Annotated in this window: 16 protein-coding genes; 9 read left to right on the top strand and 7 right to left on the bottom strand. The window is 65.9% G+C overall.

Going from position 1 to position 18,486, the window contains the following annotated elements; translation table 11 throughout:
• Window positions 1-3 precede the first annotated feature (3 nt).
• The gene (locus HGB41_RS01475) at window positions 4-750 is read right to left on the bottom strand and encodes a LytR/AlgR family response regulator transcription factor (RefSeq protein WP_171080378.1); all 747 of its coding nucleotides are present in this window, start codon (window positions 748-750) and stop codon (window positions 4-6) included.
• The gene (locus HGB41_RS01470; RefSeq protein WP_171080376.1) at window positions 747-1,961 is read right to left on the bottom strand and encodes a sensor histidine kinase; all 1,215 of its coding nucleotides are present in this window, start codon (window positions 1,959-1,961) and stop codon (window positions 747-749) included. Before HGB41_RS01470 ends, HGB41_RS01475 begins: the two co-directional genes overlap by 4 nt.
• Before the next feature lie 153 nt (window positions 1,962-2,114).
• Between HGB41_RS01470 and HGB41_RS01465 the strand changes: the two genes are divergently transcribed.
• On the top strand, window positions 2,115-2,660 hold the full coding sequence (locus HGB41_RS01465; protein WP_229422660.1) for a GNAT family N-acetyltransferase: 546 nt from the start codon (window positions 2,115-2,117) through the stop codon (window positions 2,658-2,660).
• Here the strand turns inward: HGB41_RS01465 and HGB41_RS01460 are convergent.
• Together HGB41_RS01460 and HGB41_RS01455 are read right to left on the bottom strand one after the other, a co-directional pair.
• The gene (locus HGB41_RS01460) at window positions 2,626-3,087 is read right to left on the bottom strand and encodes a hypothetical protein (protein ID WP_171080374.1); all 462 of its coding nucleotides are present in this window, start codon (window positions 3,085-3,087) and stop codon (window positions 2,626-2,628) included. The two genes, HGB41_RS01465 and HGB41_RS01460, sit on opposite strands and share 35 nt — an antisense overlap.
• Before the next feature lie 297 nt (window positions 3,088-3,384).
• Window positions 3,385-5,853: a TonB-dependent receptor gene (locus HGB41_RS01455; RefSeq protein WP_171080372.1), complete on the bottom strand. Its 2,469-nt coding sequence runs from the start codon at window positions 5,851-5,853 to the stop codon at window positions 3,385-3,387.
• A gap of 231 nt (window positions 5,854-6,084) precedes the next feature.
• On the opposite strand from HGB41_RS01455, the gene HGB41_RS01450 reads away from it, so the two are divergent.
• From HGB41_RS01450 to HGB41_RS01435, 4 genes are all read left to right on the top strand, one after another.
• A complete protein-coding gene (locus tag HGB41_RS01450) occupies window positions 6,085-7,095 on the top strand; it encodes a LacI family DNA-binding transcriptional regulator (RefSeq protein WP_229422658.1) in 1,011 nt (336 codons plus the stop codon).
• 68 nt (window positions 7,096-7,163) lie between these two features.
• Window positions 7,164-9,497 carry a glycoside hydrolase family 65 protein gene (locus HGB41_RS01445; RefSeq protein ID WP_371868414.1) on the top strand — a complete coding sequence of 778 codons (2,334 nt, stop codon included), beginning with the start codon at window positions 7,164-7,166 and terminating at the stop codon, window positions 9,495-9,497.
• Window positions 9,494-10,135 carry a beta-phosphoglucomutase gene (gene pgmB / locus HGB41_RS01440; protein WP_171080370.1) on the top strand — a complete coding sequence of 214 codons (642 nt, stop codon included), beginning with the start codon at window positions 9,494-9,496 and terminating at the stop codon, window positions 10,133-10,135. Before HGB41_RS01445 ends, pgmB begins: the two co-directional genes overlap by 4 nt.
• Window positions 10,136-10,182: 47 nt before the next feature.
• Window positions 10,183-11,460 (top strand): MFS transporter, encoded by a 1,278-nt coding sequence (locus HGB41_RS01435; RefSeq protein ID WP_171080368.1) that lies wholly within the window; start codon window positions 10,183-10,185, stop codon window positions 11,458-11,460.
• Window positions 11,461-11,583: 123 nt separating this feature from the next.
• Here HGB41_RS01435 and HGB41_RS01430 read toward each other — a convergent pair whose 3' ends face one another.
• Together HGB41_RS01430 and HGB41_RS01425 are read right to left on the bottom strand one after the other, a co-directional pair.
• Complete coding sequence (locus tag HGB41_RS01430; RefSeq protein ID WP_171080366.1) at window positions 11,584-13,482, bottom strand: putative bifunctional diguanylate cyclase/phosphodiesterase; 1,899 nt, start codon at window positions 13,480-13,482, stop codon at window positions 11,584-11,586.
• A gap of 56 nt (window positions 13,483-13,538) precedes the next feature.
• Window positions 13,539-13,703, bottom strand: coding sequence for a hypothetical protein (locus tag HGB41_RS01425; RefSeq protein ID WP_171080364.1), 165 nt, complete (start codon window positions 13,701-13,703; stop codon window positions 13,539-13,541).
• 104 nt (window positions 13,704-13,807) lie between these two features.
• Between HGB41_RS01425 and HGB41_RS01420 the strand changes: the two genes are divergently transcribed.
• Window positions 13,808-14,509, top strand: coding sequence for a pirin family protein (locus tag HGB41_RS01420; RefSeq protein ID WP_171080362.1), 702 nt, complete (start codon window positions 13,808-13,810; stop codon window positions 14,507-14,509).
• 136 nt (window positions 14,510-14,645) lie between these two features.
• Complete coding sequence (locus HGB41_RS01415; protein WP_171080360.1) at window positions 14,646-15,587, top strand: class I SAM-dependent methyltransferase; 942 nt, start codon at window positions 14,646-14,648, stop codon at window positions 15,585-15,587.
• A 15-nt stretch (window positions 15,588-15,602) separates the two neighbouring features.
• Here the strand turns inward: HGB41_RS01415 and HGB41_RS01410 are convergent, their stop codons facing one another.
• On the bottom strand, window positions 15,603-16,532 hold the full coding sequence (locus tag HGB41_RS01410; RefSeq protein WP_171080358.1) for a LysR substrate-binding domain-containing protein: 930 nt from the start codon (window positions 16,530-16,532) through the stop codon (window positions 15,603-15,605).
• A gap of 152 nt (window positions 16,533-16,684) precedes the next feature.
• Between HGB41_RS01410 and HGB41_RS01405 the strand changes: the two genes are divergently transcribed.
• Both HGB41_RS01405 and HGB41_RS01400 read left to right on the top strand, forming a co-directional pair.
• A complete protein-coding gene (locus HGB41_RS01405; RefSeq protein ID WP_171080356.1) occupies window positions 16,685-17,287 on the top strand; it encodes a DedA family protein in 603 nt (200 codons plus the stop codon).
• A gap of 112 nt (window positions 17,288-17,399) precedes the next feature.
• Complete coding sequence (locus tag HGB41_RS01400; protein WP_171080354.1) at window positions 17,400-18,482, top strand: hypothetical protein; 1,083 nt, start codon at window positions 17,400-17,402, stop codon at window positions 18,480-18,482.
• Window positions 18,483-18,486: the final 4 nt, after the last annotated feature.

Here is an 18,486-nt window from a genome sequence, read left to right as displayed (position 1 = left end):
ATCTTAGTCGCGGAACAGGTGGGTGAACGTACGGCTCACGGGCAGCTTCTCGCTGCAGCCGCGCAGCAGCACCTGCATGCGTTCGGCGTCGAGCTTTTCTACAGCGGCGATGGCGCCGACGTTGACCAGGGTGCCGCGATGGATCTGCCAGAAGCGGTCGCGGTCCAGCCCACCAAGCAGGTCTTTCAGCGGCACCCGCACCAGTGCTTCGGAGTCAAGCAGCACCACCCGCGTGTACTTGGTGTCCGACTGGAAGAACAGCACCTCGTCGACGTCGATCAGGCGGATCTGCCGTCCGACGGTCGCCTTGATCCACTTCATTTTCTCGGGCTGGGCGCCGGGCAGGGCGGTCTTCAAATGGCGCAGCAGGTCACCCAGGTCGGCCGGCGGTTTGCTCAGCTTGGCGCGGATGCGGCTGACTGCCCGCTCCATGCGGTCGGCCTGCACCGGCTTGAGCAGGTAATCGACCGCACCGGCATCGAAGGCGTCGACGGCGTACTGGTCGTAGGCCGTCACGAACACCACGTGGGCGTTGTCGCCGATGCGTTCGGCCACTTCCAGCCCGGACAGGCCCGGCATGCGGATGTCGAGGAAAACCACCTCTGGTTCGTGTTCCAGGAAACCATCCCAGGCATCGTTGCCGTTCTCGGCCTGCATCACCAGCTGGGCCTCGGGCCAGGTGCTGGCGAGCATGCCTACCAGGCGCTCGCGCATCAGGGGTTCGTCTTCGGCGATCAGGACGCGGGTCATGCGGGTTCCTTCACGGTGGCAGGGATCCTCAGCTCCGCCACCACTCCCGGATCCGCGTCGCGCAGCATCAGGGCGGCGGCGCCGCCATAGGCCAGCTGCAGGCGGCTGCGCACGTTGTCCAGGCCCGCACCACTGCCTGCAGTAGCGCCCATGCCGACCCCGCTGTCGTGGACCCGGAGCGTGACGCAGCCGGCGCCACCTTCGGCAAGGACGCGGATCTCGCCGCCGCGCAGCGAAGGCTCGATGCCGTGCTTGATCGCGTTCTCGACCAGAGTCAGCACGATCATGCTGGGTACCTCCACCCCGGCCAGCGCGGCGGGCAGCGACACCTCGAAGCATAGCCGGGCTCCCATGCGGGCCTGCATCACCCGCAGGTAGGACTCGGTCGTGGCGAATTCCTTGGACAGCGGGACCTGCTCGCAGCGCATGTCGCTGAAGCTGGCACGCAGGAAGGCAATCAGGTCGGCGGTCAGGGCTGCGGCGCGCGGGGCGCCGTCCGCGGCCAGCTGCTGCACCGCGCCGAGCGTGTTGAACAGGAAGTGCGGCTCGATCTGGGCGCGCAGCATGCGCAGCTGCGATTCGCTCAGCTCGCGTGCCAGCCGTTCGCGCTCGGCGTCGCGCTGAAGCTGGGTGGTGACCAGCTCGTTCTGGCGGCGGCGCAAGGCCCCGAGGACCACCATCGGCAGGCTGACCAGCAGTGCGCCAAGGATGCTGCCTGCGACGACCTTCGTCAGGCGCGGGCCGATGTCGGCCATGGGAGGGGCGCCGGTGAGCCGCAGCACGCCATACGCGAGCGCGGCGCCGGCCAGTGCGCCGATAAACATCCGGAGTGCGCGCTGGCCCCGGCCCTGCGTCCTGCCGCGCGAATCGAACCAGACCCCGATGGCGCCGACCACCAACGAGATGCCGAACAGGTTGGCGATCGCCACGTTCGACAGCAGGTTGCCCTTCCCCGTGCCAAGGTGCAGCAAGACTCCCATGAAGGTGAACAGGGCTGCCAGCTTCGCCATGGCCAGCCAGCCGCGCCTGCCCTGGTAGGCGACGCAAAAGTCGCGCAACTGCAGGCGCTCGGCCGGCGTCATGGCAGCCAGGTGCCGGGCGAAGTAGCGGCGGTAGACGGACTCCGACTCGACCGCGGGCCCGGGGCCTTCCAGGGCCGCGATCTGCCACCGCTCCAGGTCTGCGTACCAGTCGATCAGTTTGCGTAACATGTGTCCTCCAAGCTCGTTAATATAAATCAACATGGACAGTGTAGGAAATCTGGCGTGGGGGCGGAAGCGAAAGGCGACGAACGAAGGGCGCAGGGCGACGAACGACGGGCAGGGCAGGAAGCCGTGCTACCATGCGGCCCCCTGGAGTAGCCCATGATGCCGCACGCCCTTGCCCCGATTATTCGCCCGATGCGGCGCGCCGACCTCGACGCCGTCGTGCAGGTGCAGGCGGCCTGCTATCCGCCGTCGATGCAGGAAGCGGCGCCCGTCATGCTGGCGCGGCTGGAGGCGGCTGGCGACACCTGCGTGGTGGCGCAAGACCATGCGGGCGTGTGCGGCTACCTGTTCGCCTATCCGGGCCGGCCTGGCGCCGTCACGCCGCTGGGCGCGTGCTTCGACATCCTGGCGGGGGCGGACATGCTCTACCTGCACGACCTGGCGGTGGCGCCGCGCCTGCATGGACGCGGCGTTGCGGGCGCCCTGGTGGCGCACCTGCTGGCCTTGGCGAGCGCGCAAGGGTTCGCGTCCTCCGCGCTGGTCTCGGTGCAGGACTCCGCAGGCTTCTGGACTGCGCGGGGGTATCGGGCCGCTTTCCTTGATTGTCCGGCCGCGCGCGCCGCCCTCGACACCTATCCGGGCAGCGCGCAGTACATGAAGCGCGCGCTTACTGGACCCGGCGCACCTTTGCCGAGCTGTTAGATCCATCCACCTTCAGGAACAGAGTCCCGAACATGTTACGTTCGACCGTCACTTTTGCATTGCGGGTACGCGGGAGGGTGGCTTCGCTACCGTCGGTGATGCGCCAGACCTGGCCATTGGCGAGGCGGATCTGCGAATTCGGACCCCAACCCTCGAAGTCGCCCACCACGGTGCTCGTCACCGACGCCGGTTCGGCTTCGCGCTGCCTGACGGCTTCCATGCCGAAGTCGGCTTCCCTGTTGCGCGCGGGTGCGGCGGCAACGGCGGCTGCTGCCGCGGGGGCCGCGCGGGCGGCGTTGAGTTGGATGCCGTCGTAGCAGGCCAGGCGTGCGCCGGTGTCTGTCAGCGCGCGGCACTTCCGAATGGCGTCATCGTCCGCCAGCGCGACGCCGGACAGCAAGAGGAGGGAGAGGGGCAGTGCTTTCATCGTCGTCCTTGGGTCAGTGGTTGCACAACCGTTCGATTATATCGGGCCGCTTGGCGCCTGCGTGAAAGCTGCCGCGCCATAAAAAAGGCGCTGTCACCGCCAGATGTATAAATTGTAGTAACCGACTTCGGGTTTTGCGCTGCGCAGGGCGATCCTGGTGTGGACGCACTGCCTCGCCAGACAGGCTGCTCGGGGCCACCCGGCATCTTCCACATCGAACGAGCACAGCGCCCCAAAAAAAACGGCGGGACCGAAGTCCCGCCGAAAAGGGGAGAACAATGAAGCGGTGCTTCTACGTCAGAAGCGGTAGGTCAGCGACGCCTCCACCGCGCGGCCAAACAGCGGACGTGCGTTGATCGGGCCACTTGCGTTGCCGCCGGTGAGGCGCGAGTTACCTTCGGTCAGGCCCACTTCGTTGGTGACGTTGGTGGCGGACACGCGCAGTTCGAGCTTGTCCGACAGTTCGGCCAGCACGCCCAGGTCGAGGGTTTCATACGCAGGCAGGAACTGCTGGTTGGCCTGGTCGGCCCAGCGGCTGCCGATGCGCGAGTAGGTGCCGTACACGCGCACTGCCTGCTCGCCCAGCGGCAGGCGGTAGCTCGGCGAGAAGCGGTACTGGAACTTCGGCTGGCGCTGCACGGTATTGCCGGCGATCGAAGGGTTGTCCTTGTACTCGGAATCCTGCCAGTTGCCGGTCAGTTGCAGCTGCAGGCCGGTAATCGGGCGCAGGGCCAGTTCGAACTCGACGCCTTTGCCTTCCGAGCCGCTCACCGAATACAGCACGCCGGTGGTGGTGATCTGCTGGAACGAGATGCCGGTGAAGTCGGTGAAGAAGGCGTTCACGTAGGCGCTGTACAGCGGCGTCGCGGTCTTGAAGCCCACTTCGAACTGCTTGACCTTCGGGGTCGGCACGCGCGAGCGGTCGTCCAGCACGGCCTGGCTGCCGGCGTTGCGCATGTCGTCGAAGTAGATGAAGGTGTGGCCCTGGTTGGCGCGCACGAACACGCTCGAATCCTTGGTCAGCTTGTACAGGCCGCCCAGCGTGAACGAGTTCACCGAGTCTTCGCGTTCCAGGCTGGTGAAGCTGCCGGTCGGCGCCGAGGTTCCGTTGTTGTAGACGGTCAGCGGGTTGTTGTCCGGGTCGACCGAGCCAAGATTGGAGACCGAGGCGTTCAGGCGCTGCTTTTCGCGGCGCACGCCGGCATCGAGCTTGATGCGGTCGTTGATGCGCCATTCGTCGGCCAGGTACAGGGCGGTGTTGTCGCCGTCGTAGGACGCGACCGGCGCGTAGAAGATGTTGCCGTCCTTGCCGTTGTTGGCGACCACGACGCCGTTATCCAGGCGCACGTTGATCAGGCTCGCCTGCGGGGTGGCGCTCATCAGATGGCTGTTACCCAGGAACCAGACGTCCTTCGACGAGTAGTTGGCCACGTAGGCGCCGCCGGTCACGGTGTGCGCGCCGATGTCGCGGCTGACGCGGAATTCGTCGGTGAAGGATTGCAGTTTCTTCTCGACCGCCCACAAGCCGGCCTGCACCACTTGCTGGTTCGGGCTGACGGCGCCGCCCTTCACATAGGTCATGACGCCGGTGGTGGCGCGCACGCCGCCGGCCGCGGCCAGCGTGGCGGCATTGCCGTTGTTCGACGCGATCGCGGCCCGCAGGTAGTCCGCGGCGCTCAGCGGGTTGTTACCGGTGAACATGGCGATCGTGTTCAGGTCGCCCTTGAAGTAGTTCAGCTTGTTCGAGACCTGCCAGCCGTTGAGGTTCTGCTGGAAGTCCATGCCGAGCAGGGTCGATTTCAGGCCGCGGCCGTCGCCCAGGTCGTAGTTCAGGGTGCGGCCAGGCGCGGCTTCGACCGTGAAGTTGCGCATCTCGTTGCTCATCAGGGTGCCGGTGAGCGGATCGAAGCCCGGGAAGGCGCTGATCGTGCGGCCTTCGTTCGACGAAATCAGCGGCACGCCGGTGTAGAAGGCATTCTTGTCATTGGTGCCGCGGGCGTAGAAGGTCAGTTCGCCCCCGTCCAGCTTGCGGGTGAGCGATGCCGACAGCTGGCCGCCGTCGTCGGCCGGGAAGCCCGACTTGCGCACGCCATCGGTCACGCGGTAGAAGCCGCCGATCATGCCGTACCAGCCTTCGGCGATCTTGCCGCTGTAGACGCCGTCGACGCGGCGCAGGTTGCCGGTGCCGGCGGTGAAGCGCAGGCTGCCTTCCGGCGTGTCGGTGCCTTTCTTCAGGATGAAATTCATCGTGGCGCCAGGCTGGCCGACCGAATAAATGGTGCTCGGGCCGCCGCGCAGCACTTCGACGCGCTCGATGGTGTCATCCAGGCGGAACGAGGACGAGCCTTCGAAGAAGGACAGCACCGGCACCGGATAGATCGGATTGCCGTTCACCTGCACCGAGACGAAAGGCGAATCGCTGCCCGACGGGAAGCCGCGCACCTGGATGTTCGCGCCGGACTGGCCGCCGGTCGGTTCGGCATAGGCGCCCGGCACCAGCTTCATGATGTCGGCGGTGCTGCTTGGCGCGGCCATCTTGAGCTGTTCTTCGGTGGCGGTGGTGATGCTGAAGGCGGCGTCGATCTTGCGGGTACCGCTGGCGGAAGCAGTGCCGGTGACCACGACCTGCTGGATCTCCTGCTGGACTGCGGTTGGGGTCGACGGGGCGGCACTGGCTTCCTGCGCGGCGGCCTGGCAGTGGATGGACAGGGCCAGGACGGCGAGGGCGATGGCGGACAGCTGCGGGAACTGCTTGGACTGGTTCATGTGAGTAGGCTCTCGTTGTTGTGGAATGCGGCTACTTGCGGGGCGTCTCCTCCCCGGCTGTCTTACAGAAAATGTTCAGTAAGAAAAGTGCTGTCATTGAATCATCGTATGTTATCGATGTCAATGATATTGTTATCGATGTCATTTGCTATCGACAGGGCATATAAACCTGTCATAATGCTTACTGTTCAGCGGCAACTAATCATTCGCAAGCATTTAGTCCCTAGTCAGATGGCACAAGCAAAACACGGCAAGACGCCCGGCGACCCGGGACCGACGATGGAAGACCTGGCGAAGCTCGCGGGCGTCTCGACCATCACGGTCTCGCGCGCGCTGCGCGACAGCCCGCTGGTGACCGAAAAGACCCGCGAGAAGATCCGCCAGCTGGCATCCGAGCAGGGCTATCGCCTGAACATCAGCGCGCGTAACCTGCGCATGCGCCGTTCGTATTCGGTGGCGGTGGTGGTCGAGATGACGCCGGTAAAGGGGCGCCCGATGTCGGACCCGTATCCGCTCGAGCTGCTGGGCGGGATCACGCAAGAACTGACCACGGCCGGCTACAGCGTGGTGCTCACCTCGAAGCAGCTGCTGGACACTGCACCGGTGCAGGGCGCCGACGGCTTGATCTTGCTGGGGCAGGGCTCGCACGGCGAAGCGGTCAAGGCGCTGCAGCAAACCAACCTGCCCCTGGTGGTCTGGGGCGCGCCGCAGGCCGGCAGCGACTATGTCGTGGTCGGGAGTAACAACCGGAAGGGCGGCGCCAGCGCGGCCGAGCGTTTCCTCGAGCAGGGCCGGCGCAAACTCATCTTCCTGGGCGACGTCGACCACGCCGAGGTGCAGGAACGCTGCGCCGGTTTCATCGATGCGCTGGCGGGACGGGCCACCGTCCACATCCTGCGCCCGAAGGCATTTACTTTCGAAGCCGGATTCGAATGCGTCTCGACCTTGTTGAAGAAGAAACCCGGCCTGGCCTGCGACGGCCTGTTCGCGGCCAGCGATTTGCTCGCCATGGGCGCCATTCGCGCCTTGACCGAAGCGAGCCTGCGGGTGCCGGACGATATCTCGGTCATCGGCTACGATGACACGCCCGGTGCGGCGAGTTTTGTTCCTCCCCTGACCAGCGTGCACCAGTACCTGCGCGACGGCGGCGTGCTGCTCGCGAAGAAAATGCTGGGCATGATCGAGGGCCAGCAAGTGCAATCCGAAATGCTGCCGACGACGCTGATCGTCCGGCATACCTGACTATCTAGACCAACCCTGTTACAGCGAACGCCGCTGCCCGTGCATGCGGCCGAGACAAGGAAACTGAAGTGGACAATGTTATCGATAACATCGGGGTAAACTCGCTAAGGGCCGATCCTTGGTGCATTCGCGAGACTGGGATTGATCCGGCGCGGGCCTTCCACCACGAGACGCTGTTCGCGCTCGGGAATGGCTATATCGGGATGCGCGGCACCCACGAGGACATGAGTGGAGAGCCGGGCAGCACGCTGGAAGGGACTTACCTGAACGGTTTCCACGAGACCGAAGCGATCCACTATCCGGAGAACGCCTACGGGCTGGCCCGTATCAACGAGTTCATGCTGAACGTGCCGAATGCGAAATGCATGGCCGTCAGCGTGGACGGCCAGCGCGTCGGCCTGGAGTCGGCCCGCATCGTCTCGTACGAACGCAGCCTGGACTTCCGCCAGGGCGTGCTCGTGCGCACGGTGGAGTGGGAGCTCGACGGCGGCAAGCGCGTGCGCATCGAGAGCCGACGCCTGGTGTGCTTTGGCCGCAAGCACGTGGCCGCGATCGAATACCGCGTCACGGCGCTGAACTTCGGCGCCGCGCTGCGCATCGAGGCGAGCATCGACAGCGCGGTCACCAACATGCAGGCCGGCGACGACCCGCGGGTCGGCTCGGCGATCACCGGTCCGGCCCTGCTCGACGACGGCCGCGAGACCACCGGCCGTGGTGTGATCGTCACCCAGCGCACCCGCAACAGCGGCTTCCTGCTGGGGACCGGGATCGCCTGCGCCGCATCTGGCGTCGCCGCCATCACGGCATCGGACTGCGCCGATGGCCGCGCCTTCGAGGCCACGCTGGCCCAGGGCGAGACGCTCACCGTGCACAAATACATCGCCTACGTCAGCTCGCGTGACGTGGCGCGGGAGGAGGTCGCGCCACTCGTGCGCAGCGAACTTGATCGCGCAGTACAGGACGGCTTCGCCGCACTGGCTGCCGAACAGCAAGCCTACCTGGCCGACTTCTGGGCCCAGGCCGACGTCGAGATCGAGGGCGACGACGCGCTGCAGCAGGGCGTGCGCTTCAACCAGTACCACCTGCTGCAATCGGTCGGCCGTGACGGCAAGACCAATATCGCCGCCAAGGGGGTCACAGGCGAGGGCTATGAGGGCCACTATTTCTGGGATACCGAGATCTACGTGTTCCCGTTCTTCCTGTTCTCGAAGCCCGAGATCGCGCGCTCGCTGCTGCAATACCGCTACGCCGGCCTGCCGAAGGCGCGTGAGCGTGCGCGCCAGATGTCGCATACGCGCGGCGCGCTCTACCCGTGGCGCACCATCGCGGGCGAGGAATGCTCGGCCTATTATCCGGCCGGCACCGCCCAGTACCACATCAATGCCGACGTGGCCTATTCGATCCGCCTGTACCTGATGGCGACCGGCGACTTCGACTTCATCGCCGAATACGGCGCCGAGATCGTGCTGGAAACCGCGCGCATCTGGACCGGGATCGGCAGCTACGACCGCGAAGGGTGCTTCTGCATCAACGCCGTCACCGGTCCCGACGAATACACCGCGGTGGTGAACAACAACTACTACACCAATGCGATGGCCTGCATGCACATGGCCTTCGCAGCAAGCATCGCGGACCGCCTGCGCAGCGAGCGTCCGGAAGACTGGAAACGCGTGGCCGCCGCCATCGGGCTGGACGATGCCGAGATCGCGGCCTGGCGCGCGGCCTGCGCCGACATGCGCCTGCCGTACGACGAAGCGCTGGGCATCCACGAACAGGACGACAGCTTCCTGTCCAAGAAGCCCTGGGACTTCGCCAATACCCCGGCCGAGAACTACCCGCTGCTGCTGCATTACCACCCGCTGGTGATCTACCGCCACCAGGTCTGCAAGCAGGCCGACGTGGTGCTGGCGCTGCTGCTACTGTCGGATGAATTCCAGATCGACGACAAGCGCCGCGACTTCGATTTTTACGAAAAGGTGACGACCCACGATTCCTCGCTGTCATCCTGCATCTTCAGCATCATCGCGGCGGAAGTCGGCTATGCCGACAAGGCCTACCAGTATTTTCTCGAGACTGCGCGCCTGGACCTCGACAACACCCACGCCAATACCCAGTACGGCGTGCACACGGCAGCGATGGCCGGCACCTGGCTGGGTGTGGCCTACGGCTTCGCCGGCATGCGCCTGACGGGGGGCGGCCTGCGTTTCGCCCCGACCCTGCCGGCCAAATGGCAACGTTACGCCTTCCGCGTGCACGTGCATGGCGGGCTGCTCGAAGTGACGGTAGATGCCGGCGCTACCGGCTACCGACTGCTTAACGGCGAGGCACTGGCTTTCACTCATCACGGCGCACCGGTGGCGCTCTCGCAGGCAGAACCATTCAAGCGCATGGAGTCACAATGAATCGATACAAAGCAGTCATCTTCGACCTCGACGGCGTCATCACCGATACCGCCCACTATCATTACCTCGCCTGGAAGCGCCTGGCCGAATCCGAAGGGCTGCCTTTCGACGAAGCCTTCAACGAACACCTGAAGGGGGTCGACCGCATGGGCTCCCTCGAGCTGATCCTGGCCCAGGGCAGCCGCAGCTATTCGCAAGAAGAAAAGCTGGCGCTGGCCGATGCCAAGAACCGCCACTACGTGGAGCTGATCGCCACCATGACGCCAGCCGACGTGCTGCCCGGCGTGCTGGATGCCCTGGCCGAAGTGCGGGCTGCCGGCATGGGCATCGGCCTGGCCTCGGTCAGCAAGAACGCCTTCACGGTGCTGGACAAGCTGGGCATCCGCGACCGTTTCGACCAAGTGGTCGATGCGGCGCTGATCGCCAACAGCAAGCCGCACCCGGAGATCTTCCTGACTGCGGCGCGCCAGCTCGGGGTGGACCCGAAAGACTGCCTGGGCGTCGAAGACGCGGTGGCAGGCGTGGCCTCGATCAAGGATGCCGGCATGGTGGCGGTGGGCGTCGGCAGCCCAGAAGTACTGACCCGGGCCGACTACGTGATCCCGTCGATGGCCCGGTTCAGGCTTGGCGATTATTAACGTTTCGTAATTCATCCACGCAAAAATATAACTATTCAGGAGACAGCGTGAATAATAAAACCAGCCAGCGCCCGATACTGCTGGCGCTCTTCCTCATCTATTTCGTCTTCGCCATCCTGCTCAACAGCGTGGGCACGGTGATCCTGCAGGTCATCAACAACTACGGGGTCGACAAGGCCTCCGCCAGCATGCTGGAGGGCTTCAAGGACCTGCCGATCGCGATCGTCTCCTTCCTGGTCGCTTCGAGCATGTCGCGCCTGGGCTACAAGCGGGCGATGCTGGCCGCGCTCGCGATCGTGGCCTGCGCCACGCTGGCGATGCCGCTGATGCCGGCCTTTGCCACCGCCAAGCTGCTGTTCCTGTGCGTCGGCGTGGCCTTCGCGCTGGTGAAGGTTTCGGTGTATTCGACCGTGGGCCTGGTTGCGCAAGACCGCAAGCAGCATGCCGGCATCATGAACAGCCTGGAAGGCTTCTTCATGGTGGGCGTGCTGAGCGCCTACTGGATCTTCGGCGCCTTCATCGACTCGGATAACCCGGCATCGACGAGCTGGCTGAACGTCTACTGGTTCTTGTCTGCGCTGTGCGCGCTGACCTTCGTGCTGGTGCTGTTCACGCGTTTCGACGAAAGCGAAGCAGTACCCGCCGCCAGCCGCGGGCCGGTGGCGGACTTCCTCGACATGCTGCGCCTGTTCCTGCGCCCGCTGGTCTGTGTGTTCGTGATGACGGCCTTCCTCTACGTGCTGGTGGAACAGGCCGTCGGCACCTGGCTGCCGACCTTCAACAACGAGATCCTGAAACTGCCGGCGGCGATGAGCGTGCAGGTGACCAGCATCTTCGCCCTCTGCCTGGCAATCGGCCGCCTGTCGGCCGGCGTCATCATGCGCCGCCTGAACTGGTTCCCGGTGATGGTCTTTTGCGTGATCGCCATGGGCGCAACCGTGATGATGGCGCTGCCGCTCAGCCAGGGCATCGCCCACGACCCGAACGTCGGCTGGAGCACGGCGCCGCTGGCCGCCTTCGTGTTCCCGCTGATCGGGCTGTTCATGGCGCCGATCTACCCGGGCATCAATTCGGTGATGCTCAGCTCTTTGCCGAAGCACCAGCATGCGCCGATGACCGGGCTGCTGGTGATCTTCTCGGCGCTAGGCGGCACGACAGGGTCGATGGTGACTGGCTATGTGTTCGGGCGCTATGACGGGCAGTTCGCGTTCTACCTGACGCTGGTGCCGATCGGGCTGATGCTGGTGGGGCTGTTCTTTTTCCGGCAGCAGGTGGAGCGCAGTAATGCGTTGGCCAGTACCGAACGCCAGTCGGTCAGCGCCTGATCTGCCGCGCATCGTAGGGTGGGCAGGTTTCTTGCCCACGCGTTCAACAAGCGCTTGCGACACTGATGCGCGCTTCTGGCCTGCGAACGTAATTTGAACGCGCGGGCAGGGAACCTGCCCACCCTACGAGTCGACGACGGTGCCACTCCTGCCGGTACTCTCCACGCCAAACCGCCGGATAAACGCCGCACAATCCTGCGCCGCTAGCGGCCGCGAATAATAATACCCCTGGATCTGGTCGCAATCGGCCTTGCGCAGCGCCGCCACCTGGTCTGCCGTTTCCACGCCCTCCGCAATCACGCGCAACTGCAGCCGGTGCGACATCGCCACGATCGCCTGCACGATGGCATTCGACTCGGCGCTGTGCGCCATGTCCTGCACGAAGGACTTGTCGATCTTGAGCTTGTCGATCGGCAGGCGCTTGAGGTAGGTGAAGCTCGAATAGCCGGTACCGAAGTCGTCGATGCTCAGGCTCAGGCCCAGGTCTCCCAGGCCCTGCATCACCACGATGCTGCGCGCCGGGTCGGCCATCGACACGCTCTCGGTCAGTTCCAGTTCCAGCGATTCCGCCGCCATGCCGGTTTCTTCCAGCAGCCGCCGGATCGTGCCCAGCACATCGCTTTGCAGGAACTGGCGGGCCGACAGGTTGACGGCCATCGGCACCAGCGGCAATCCCTCCTCGCGCCAGGCCACCAGCTGTGTCACCGCCGTGCGCAGCACCCATTCGCCGATCGGCACGATCAGGCCGGTCTCTTCGGCGATAGGAATGAATTCGTCGGGCCCGATGGTGCCGAATTCCGGATGGCGCCAGCGCACCAGCGCCTCGAAGCCCGACAGCTGGCCTGAGCGCAGGTCCACCTGCGGCTGGTATTGCACGAACAGCTCGTCCTGGGCCAGCGCGCGGCGCAAATGGCTTTCCAGGGTCAGCCGGCGGCCCTGGTCGGTGCGCTGTTCAGGCGCGAAGGGCTGGATGCCGCCCCGGCCCTGGGCTTTCGCGTGGCGCATCGCGGTGACTGCATTGTTCAGCAGGGCGTCTGCATCGATGCCGTCGCGCGGCAGCAGCGCGGTGCCGATGCTCACCGTCAGCGCGATCTCGCCGCCGGGCGCAGGGATGGCGCGGTTGGCGGTCTCCATCAGCCGCTCCAGCGCACGTTCCGGCTCCGGATGGTCGCCTCTCGCGTGCAGCAGCACCAGGAATTCGTCGCTGCCGGAGCGTGCCAGCATGTCGCCTTCGCGCAGCAGCGCCTGCAGGCTGCGCGCGATCGCGACCAGGATCTCGTCGCCGGCATGGTGGCCGAGCAGTTCATTAAAATGCTTGAAGCGGTCGATGTTGAGGCAGGCCACCAGCGCCGGCCTGCCGTGCTCGCGCCAGCCTGTGATGCTGGCCTCGATCGCGCGCAGCATGGCCTGGCGGTTCGGCAGGCCGGTGAGGACGTCGTGGGCGACCATCCAGGCCAACTCGCCCCGCGCTTCGGAACCCGGCTTGCAGTCGCCTGCCTGCAAGGCTTCGCCAAGTGCCTGGGCTGCCACGGCCAGCTGGCGGTGATAGACCAGTTCTTCCACCATGTGGGCGAGGTCGCGCAGCGCATCGAGCTCGCCCGCGGCAAGCGTGCGCGGCTCGCGATCGATCACGCACAGGGTGCCGAGCTTCTTGTGGTCGATCGAGTAGAGCTGCACGCCCGCGTAGAAGCGCAGGTGGGGCGCGCCGGTGACCAGCGGGTTGTCGGCGAAGCGCGCATCCTGCCCCGCGTCCGCGACCACCAGCGGTTCGTCCTCCAGGATCGCATGCGCGCAGAAGGAGATGTCGCGCGTGGTCTCGCACGCGTCCAGCCCGGTGCGCGACTTGAACCACTGGCGGTCGCGGTCGACCAGCGACACCAGCGCAATGGGCACATGCAGCAGCCTGGCGGCGGTACGCGTGATGCGGTCGAAGCTCTCTTCCGGCGGACTGCCCAGGAGTGTGGTTGCATGCAGCGCAGCCAGCCGTTGCGCTTCATCCAGGGGGATGCGGGGTCGTTCCATGCGTATTGCCTTCCATGCGGAACGTCCGGGGGTTCCTTGGATGTATTACGCCAGAACTAGCGACCGTCCGCAATCTTGCTACTTGCAAACGAATCGTCGGGTAAAGCCATCAGTCCGACCAGCACCACGCCAGCAGGGTGGCAAACTGCCCGACAATCATCGAAAATTTCGATGAAAGCCCGGCAAATTATCCGTTTTTCAAGCCAGATCGCGGCGCGCATAATGACTCCATCGCATCGAACAAACGGCGCCGGGCAGCAAGCAGCAAGACAGCCCCGGCATGATCGACGGGTTCGATGGTCCACCCCAAACTCAGGAGATCACCATGTTGAACGTACGTAAAAGCAATGAACGCGGCGCCGCCAGCTTCGGTTGGCTGAAATCCCAGCACAGCTTCTCCTTCGGCCACTACCAGGATCCAAAGCACATGGGTTTCGGTCCGCTGCGCGTGATCAATGAAGACCATGTGACGCCGGGCCGCGGCTTCGAGTCTCACGGCCACCGCAACATGGAGATCATCTCCTATGTGCTGGACGGCGCGCTGGAGCACAAGGACAGCATGGGCAACGGCTCGGTGCTGCGCTACGGCGACGTGCAGCGCATGAGTGCGGGCAGCGGCGTGGTGCACAGCGAATTCAACCACTCGAAGGAAGAGGGCGTGCATTTCCTGCAGATATGGATCGAGCCGAACACGACAAACGAGGCGCCCGGCTACGAAGAGAAGCATTTCGATGCCGCCTCGAAGCGGAGCCGCCTGCGCCTGATCGCCTCGAACGACGGCCGCGAGGGCTCGGTGTCGATGCGCCAGGATGCCGCCATCTACGCCACCATCATGGATGGCGACGATGCGCTCAGCCACCCGCTGGCTGCGGGGCGCCAGGCCTATGTCCACGTGATCCGCGGCAGCGCGACGGTCAACGGCGTGCAGCTCGCCGGCGGCGATGCGCTGAAGGTGAGTGGCGAAGATGCGGTGCGGCTGGCCGGGGCGGCGGATGCCGAGATCCTGGTGTTCGACCTGCCGCAGTAAGGCCGGTCAGCTAGCAATAAGCGGGCGCGTCCTGGAGCGCGCCCGCCCCGAATTGGCATGGCCGGCGTCTTTGCACTACTATCGGACAGTCCCGAGCAAGAACGCACATCTACTCCACGATCCAGAGGAGAGCGGCATGCCAGACTCGACACAACCGATCCTCGTCAAACGCGAGCGTTGTCCCGGATGCCATCGCGACGCCGCGAAGCTGCTGCACAGCGAGCCGCTGGACAGCCCAGGCATCACCCGCTACATGCAGGACCACTACGAGGGCCGGGTCGAACGTGCCTTCGGCGGCTACGACTACCAGCTGGCCCAATGCGGGCATTGCGGGCTGGCCTTCCAGGCCCAGGTGCCTTCGTCAGAGCTCATCGAGGAAATCTACGACCGCTGGCTGCCTGCGACCGAGAGGGCGCTGGTGGCCTCGCACTTCGGGCTGGACGACTACCGCTACCTCGCCGGGCAGGTGGAATTCATGCTCGGGCATTTCGGCCTGCGCCCCTTCGAGCTCAAGGCGCTGGACTTCGGCTTCGGCTGGGCGGAATGGGCAAAGATGGCCGGCGCCTACGGGGTCGACGTGTGCGGCGCCGAGCTGTCGCAGGTGCGGATCGAGTACGCGAAATCGGTGGGCATCCGGATCGTCGATACCAGGGCGCTTCCCGACCGGGAATTCCACTTCATCAATACCGAGCAGGTATTCGAGCACCTGCTGGAGCCGGGCACGGTGCTGAAACAGCTCGCTGCGGCGCTGCGCCCGGGCGGCCTGGTCAAGATCAGCGTCCCCGATGCCGCGAAGTCGATCGGCAAACTACTGGGCGCCAAATCCTTTGCGGCCTTGGGCAAGGACGATATCATGCCGATCGCGCCTTTCGAACACATCAATGCCTTCACCCATGCTTCGCTGGTCGCGATGGGCAAGGAGGCCGGGCTGGCGCCGCTGCGCCCCTCGCTGCGCAAGCTGTATAACAGCAGTTCGGGCTGGCTGGAGCCGAAGGCGGCGCTCAAGCGGCTGGCGCGGCCGGTCTACCGCCACGTCTATCCGAAGAGTACCTTCGTGTATTTCGCCCGCCCGGCCTGAACCTCGGCGAGGGCTTCAGCCATACACCTGCACGCAGGGCCGCGCGATCATGCGCGCAAACGGCGAGTCCTCGCGCATGCGCCGCAGCCACCAGGTGAGCGCGGCGCCTTCCTCGCCGCTACGCCAGGCGAGATAGAAGGTTTCGTCGGGCTTGGGCTCGACCACCGATTTTTCGACCAGCAACCCGGCCTCGATCGCGGGCCGGGCCCAGGCTTCGGGCAGGAAGCCGAAGCCCAGCCCCTGCAGCTGGAAGGCGTACTTGGTTTCCATGTCCGGCACCGCCAGGCTGTCCTGCCCGAACAGCAGGCCCACGGTACGTGTGCCAAGCTGGCGCGCTGAGTCCGAGACCGCCACCGCGCGGTAGGGCAGCAGGTCGGATTTGTCGAGCGGATGGCCGGCGGCGGCCAGCGGGTGGCTTGGGGCCACCGCAAACACGAAGGCGCTGGCGCCGATCGGTTCGGCCGTATAGCCGCCGCCGGACGGGCCTTCGCCGGCCGCGCCCACCAGCAGGTCGACGCGGCGATCGAGCAGCGCGTCCCAGGTCCCGGACAGCACTTCGCGCACCAGGCGCAGGCGGGTCTGGTCGGCCACGGCGTAGAAGGCTTCGATGTCCGGCTGCAGGCTAGAAGGGCCCAGCATCGAATCCATGCCGATGGCCAGCTCGGTCTCCCAGCCGGAGGCAACGCGGCGCACGCGCGACTCCAGGTCGCCGGCGGCGCGCAGCAGGTAGCGGCCTTCCTTGAGCAGTTCCTTGCCGGCCGCGGTCAGGGCCACTTTCGGGCCGAAGCGGTCGAACAGGCGCACCCCCAGGTCGTCCTCGAGCTTGGACACCGTGTACGAGATGGTGGAGGGCACCCGGAACAATTCCTTCGCGGCGCCGGCGAAAGAACCCTTGCGGGCGATGGTTTCGACGATCTCGAGTGCATCCAGGCTAAGCTTGAGCAATTGCGGTTCCCATGGGTGGCGAAGATCCCATGGTACCGAAGTTGTGGCAACTCTGCCATTGACCGTTGTTGTCCCGGTCGCCTCTGGCGGGCGCAAGCATTCATGGCAAGCTGGTATCTTTTGGCTTGCACTGTCAGTGGAGCCTTACCCTCATGTTCAAGTTCATTACCGAATTCCTCGAAACCGCCGGCTACCTGGGCGTCTTTGTCCTGATGGCCCTGGAAAACATCTTCCCTCCCATTCCATCGGAACTGATCATGCCCTTCGCCGGCTTCGTGGTCGCACGCGGCGACCTGAGCCTGGCCGGGGTCTTGATCGCCGGCACGGCCGGTTCGATCGCCGGCGCCTTGCCCTGGTATTACGGCGCCAGGATCTATGGCAAGGAGCGCCTGAAGAAATTTGCCGACCGCCACGCGCGCTGGCTGACGGTAACGGCGGAAGACGTCGACAAGGCCATTGCCGCTTTCGACCGCCACGGCCGCTCGGTGGTGCTGTTCGGACGCCTGATCCCGGCGATCCGCACCCTGATCTCGGTGCCGGCGGGCCTGGCATGCATGTCGCTGGGCCAGTTCCTGCTGTACTCGACGATCGGCTCGCTGATTTGGACCGGTTTCCTGACGGCGGGTGGTTTCCTGATGGAGAGTAACTACGAGCAGATCGGAAAATATATCGATCCGGTATCGAAAATCATCTTCGGCATCCTGCTGACCTGGTATCTCTACCGGGTCGTGACCCACCGCCAGGCCAAGGCCTGAGCAGCACCAGGCCGGCGGACGGGGGGGCGCTTGTGGCGTGCCCGCCGCACCGTACTACCCAGGTTTGCGCGCCTTGGGCTACACTCGGCTTGTTCCACAGCAGGTCGACGCCATGAAGAACCGTTTGTTGGAAGACATCGACGATAGCCAGTCGGGGCCGTCGGCACCGGCGGTCCACCGCCTGCCGCGCGCTGCGGCGCCGCCGCCTGAACCGCAACCAGAAGCGCAGCCGCGCCCGCGCGGCGGCGTCTGGCGCAGCCGCGAGACCCTGCCGCCCTTGCGCGTTGCAGACCCGGTGCCGGATGAGGTCGCGCCGCCCGCACAGGCCGCGCCACCCGAGCCGCCCGAGCCGGCCGAGCCGCCCGTTGCACCGGTGCCGCCGCCGCGCGCGGCCGGCATCCCGCCCTGGCCCGCATCCTTCTCCAGCCGCGAGCCCGACTGGCCGACCCCGCCGCCGGACGATCCGCTGCCGTGGACCGAACGCTGGGGCCGCAAGGCGCTGGGTTGGGCAGTGGGCGTTGCCGGGATCGTGGCCGTGGCCGGCGCCGCCACCTGGATGTACCGCGAGACCCAGGTCCAGTCGACCCTGGCCGTCGTCGCCGGAAACACGCCAGGCAAGCTGGCGGCCGCACTGCCCGCGCCGGTGCCGGCCCAGGCGTCGCCAGTTGCCGCAGTCAATCCTGCCAGCCCTGAACCTGCCTGGACGGCACCGCCGCTCAAGATGCTGCCGCCCACGCCCACGCCCGCGCCCGCGCCGGTCGTTCCCGAGCCCGTCGCGCAGAAACCCGTCGCCGCAGCGCCGCCGGCGGTCGCGCCACCGCGCGCCGCACCGGCGCCGAAGGCAAAGCGTGCGCCCGAGCGGCGCGTGGCAGCTGTGCCGGTCAAGAAGAAAGCCGAGCGCCGCATCGCCGCAGCGCCGCCGAAAAAAGCCCGCGCCGCGCCGGACCTGTCCTGGGCGTCCAGGGAGCGCGAGCGCATGCTGGCGCAGGCCGTCAATGCCCGTGCGCCGCAGCGTCCCGCGCCGCCGCGCGCAGCGCCCGAGCAGCCCGCGCCCGGGCAGCCGGCACCCCAGGCCGGCGCCGAAGCGCCGCTCTCCGAAACCCTGCGCCTGTGCCGTGCAGCCGGCTACCATGCCGCGGCCTGCATGAAACGCGGGTGCGAAGCGACCCGCTTCGGGCTGGTCTGCCGCGGCTGACCGC

The organism is Telluria aromaticivorans (assembly GCF_013003915.1).
In the GTDB taxonomy this organism is placed as follows: domain Bacteria; phylum Pseudomonadota; class Gammaproteobacteria; order Burkholderiales; family Burkholderiaceae_D; genus Telluria; species Telluria aromaticivorans.
Note: the sequence above shows the minus strand (reverse complement) of the source record. Positions and strands in the feature narration are given on the sequence as shown.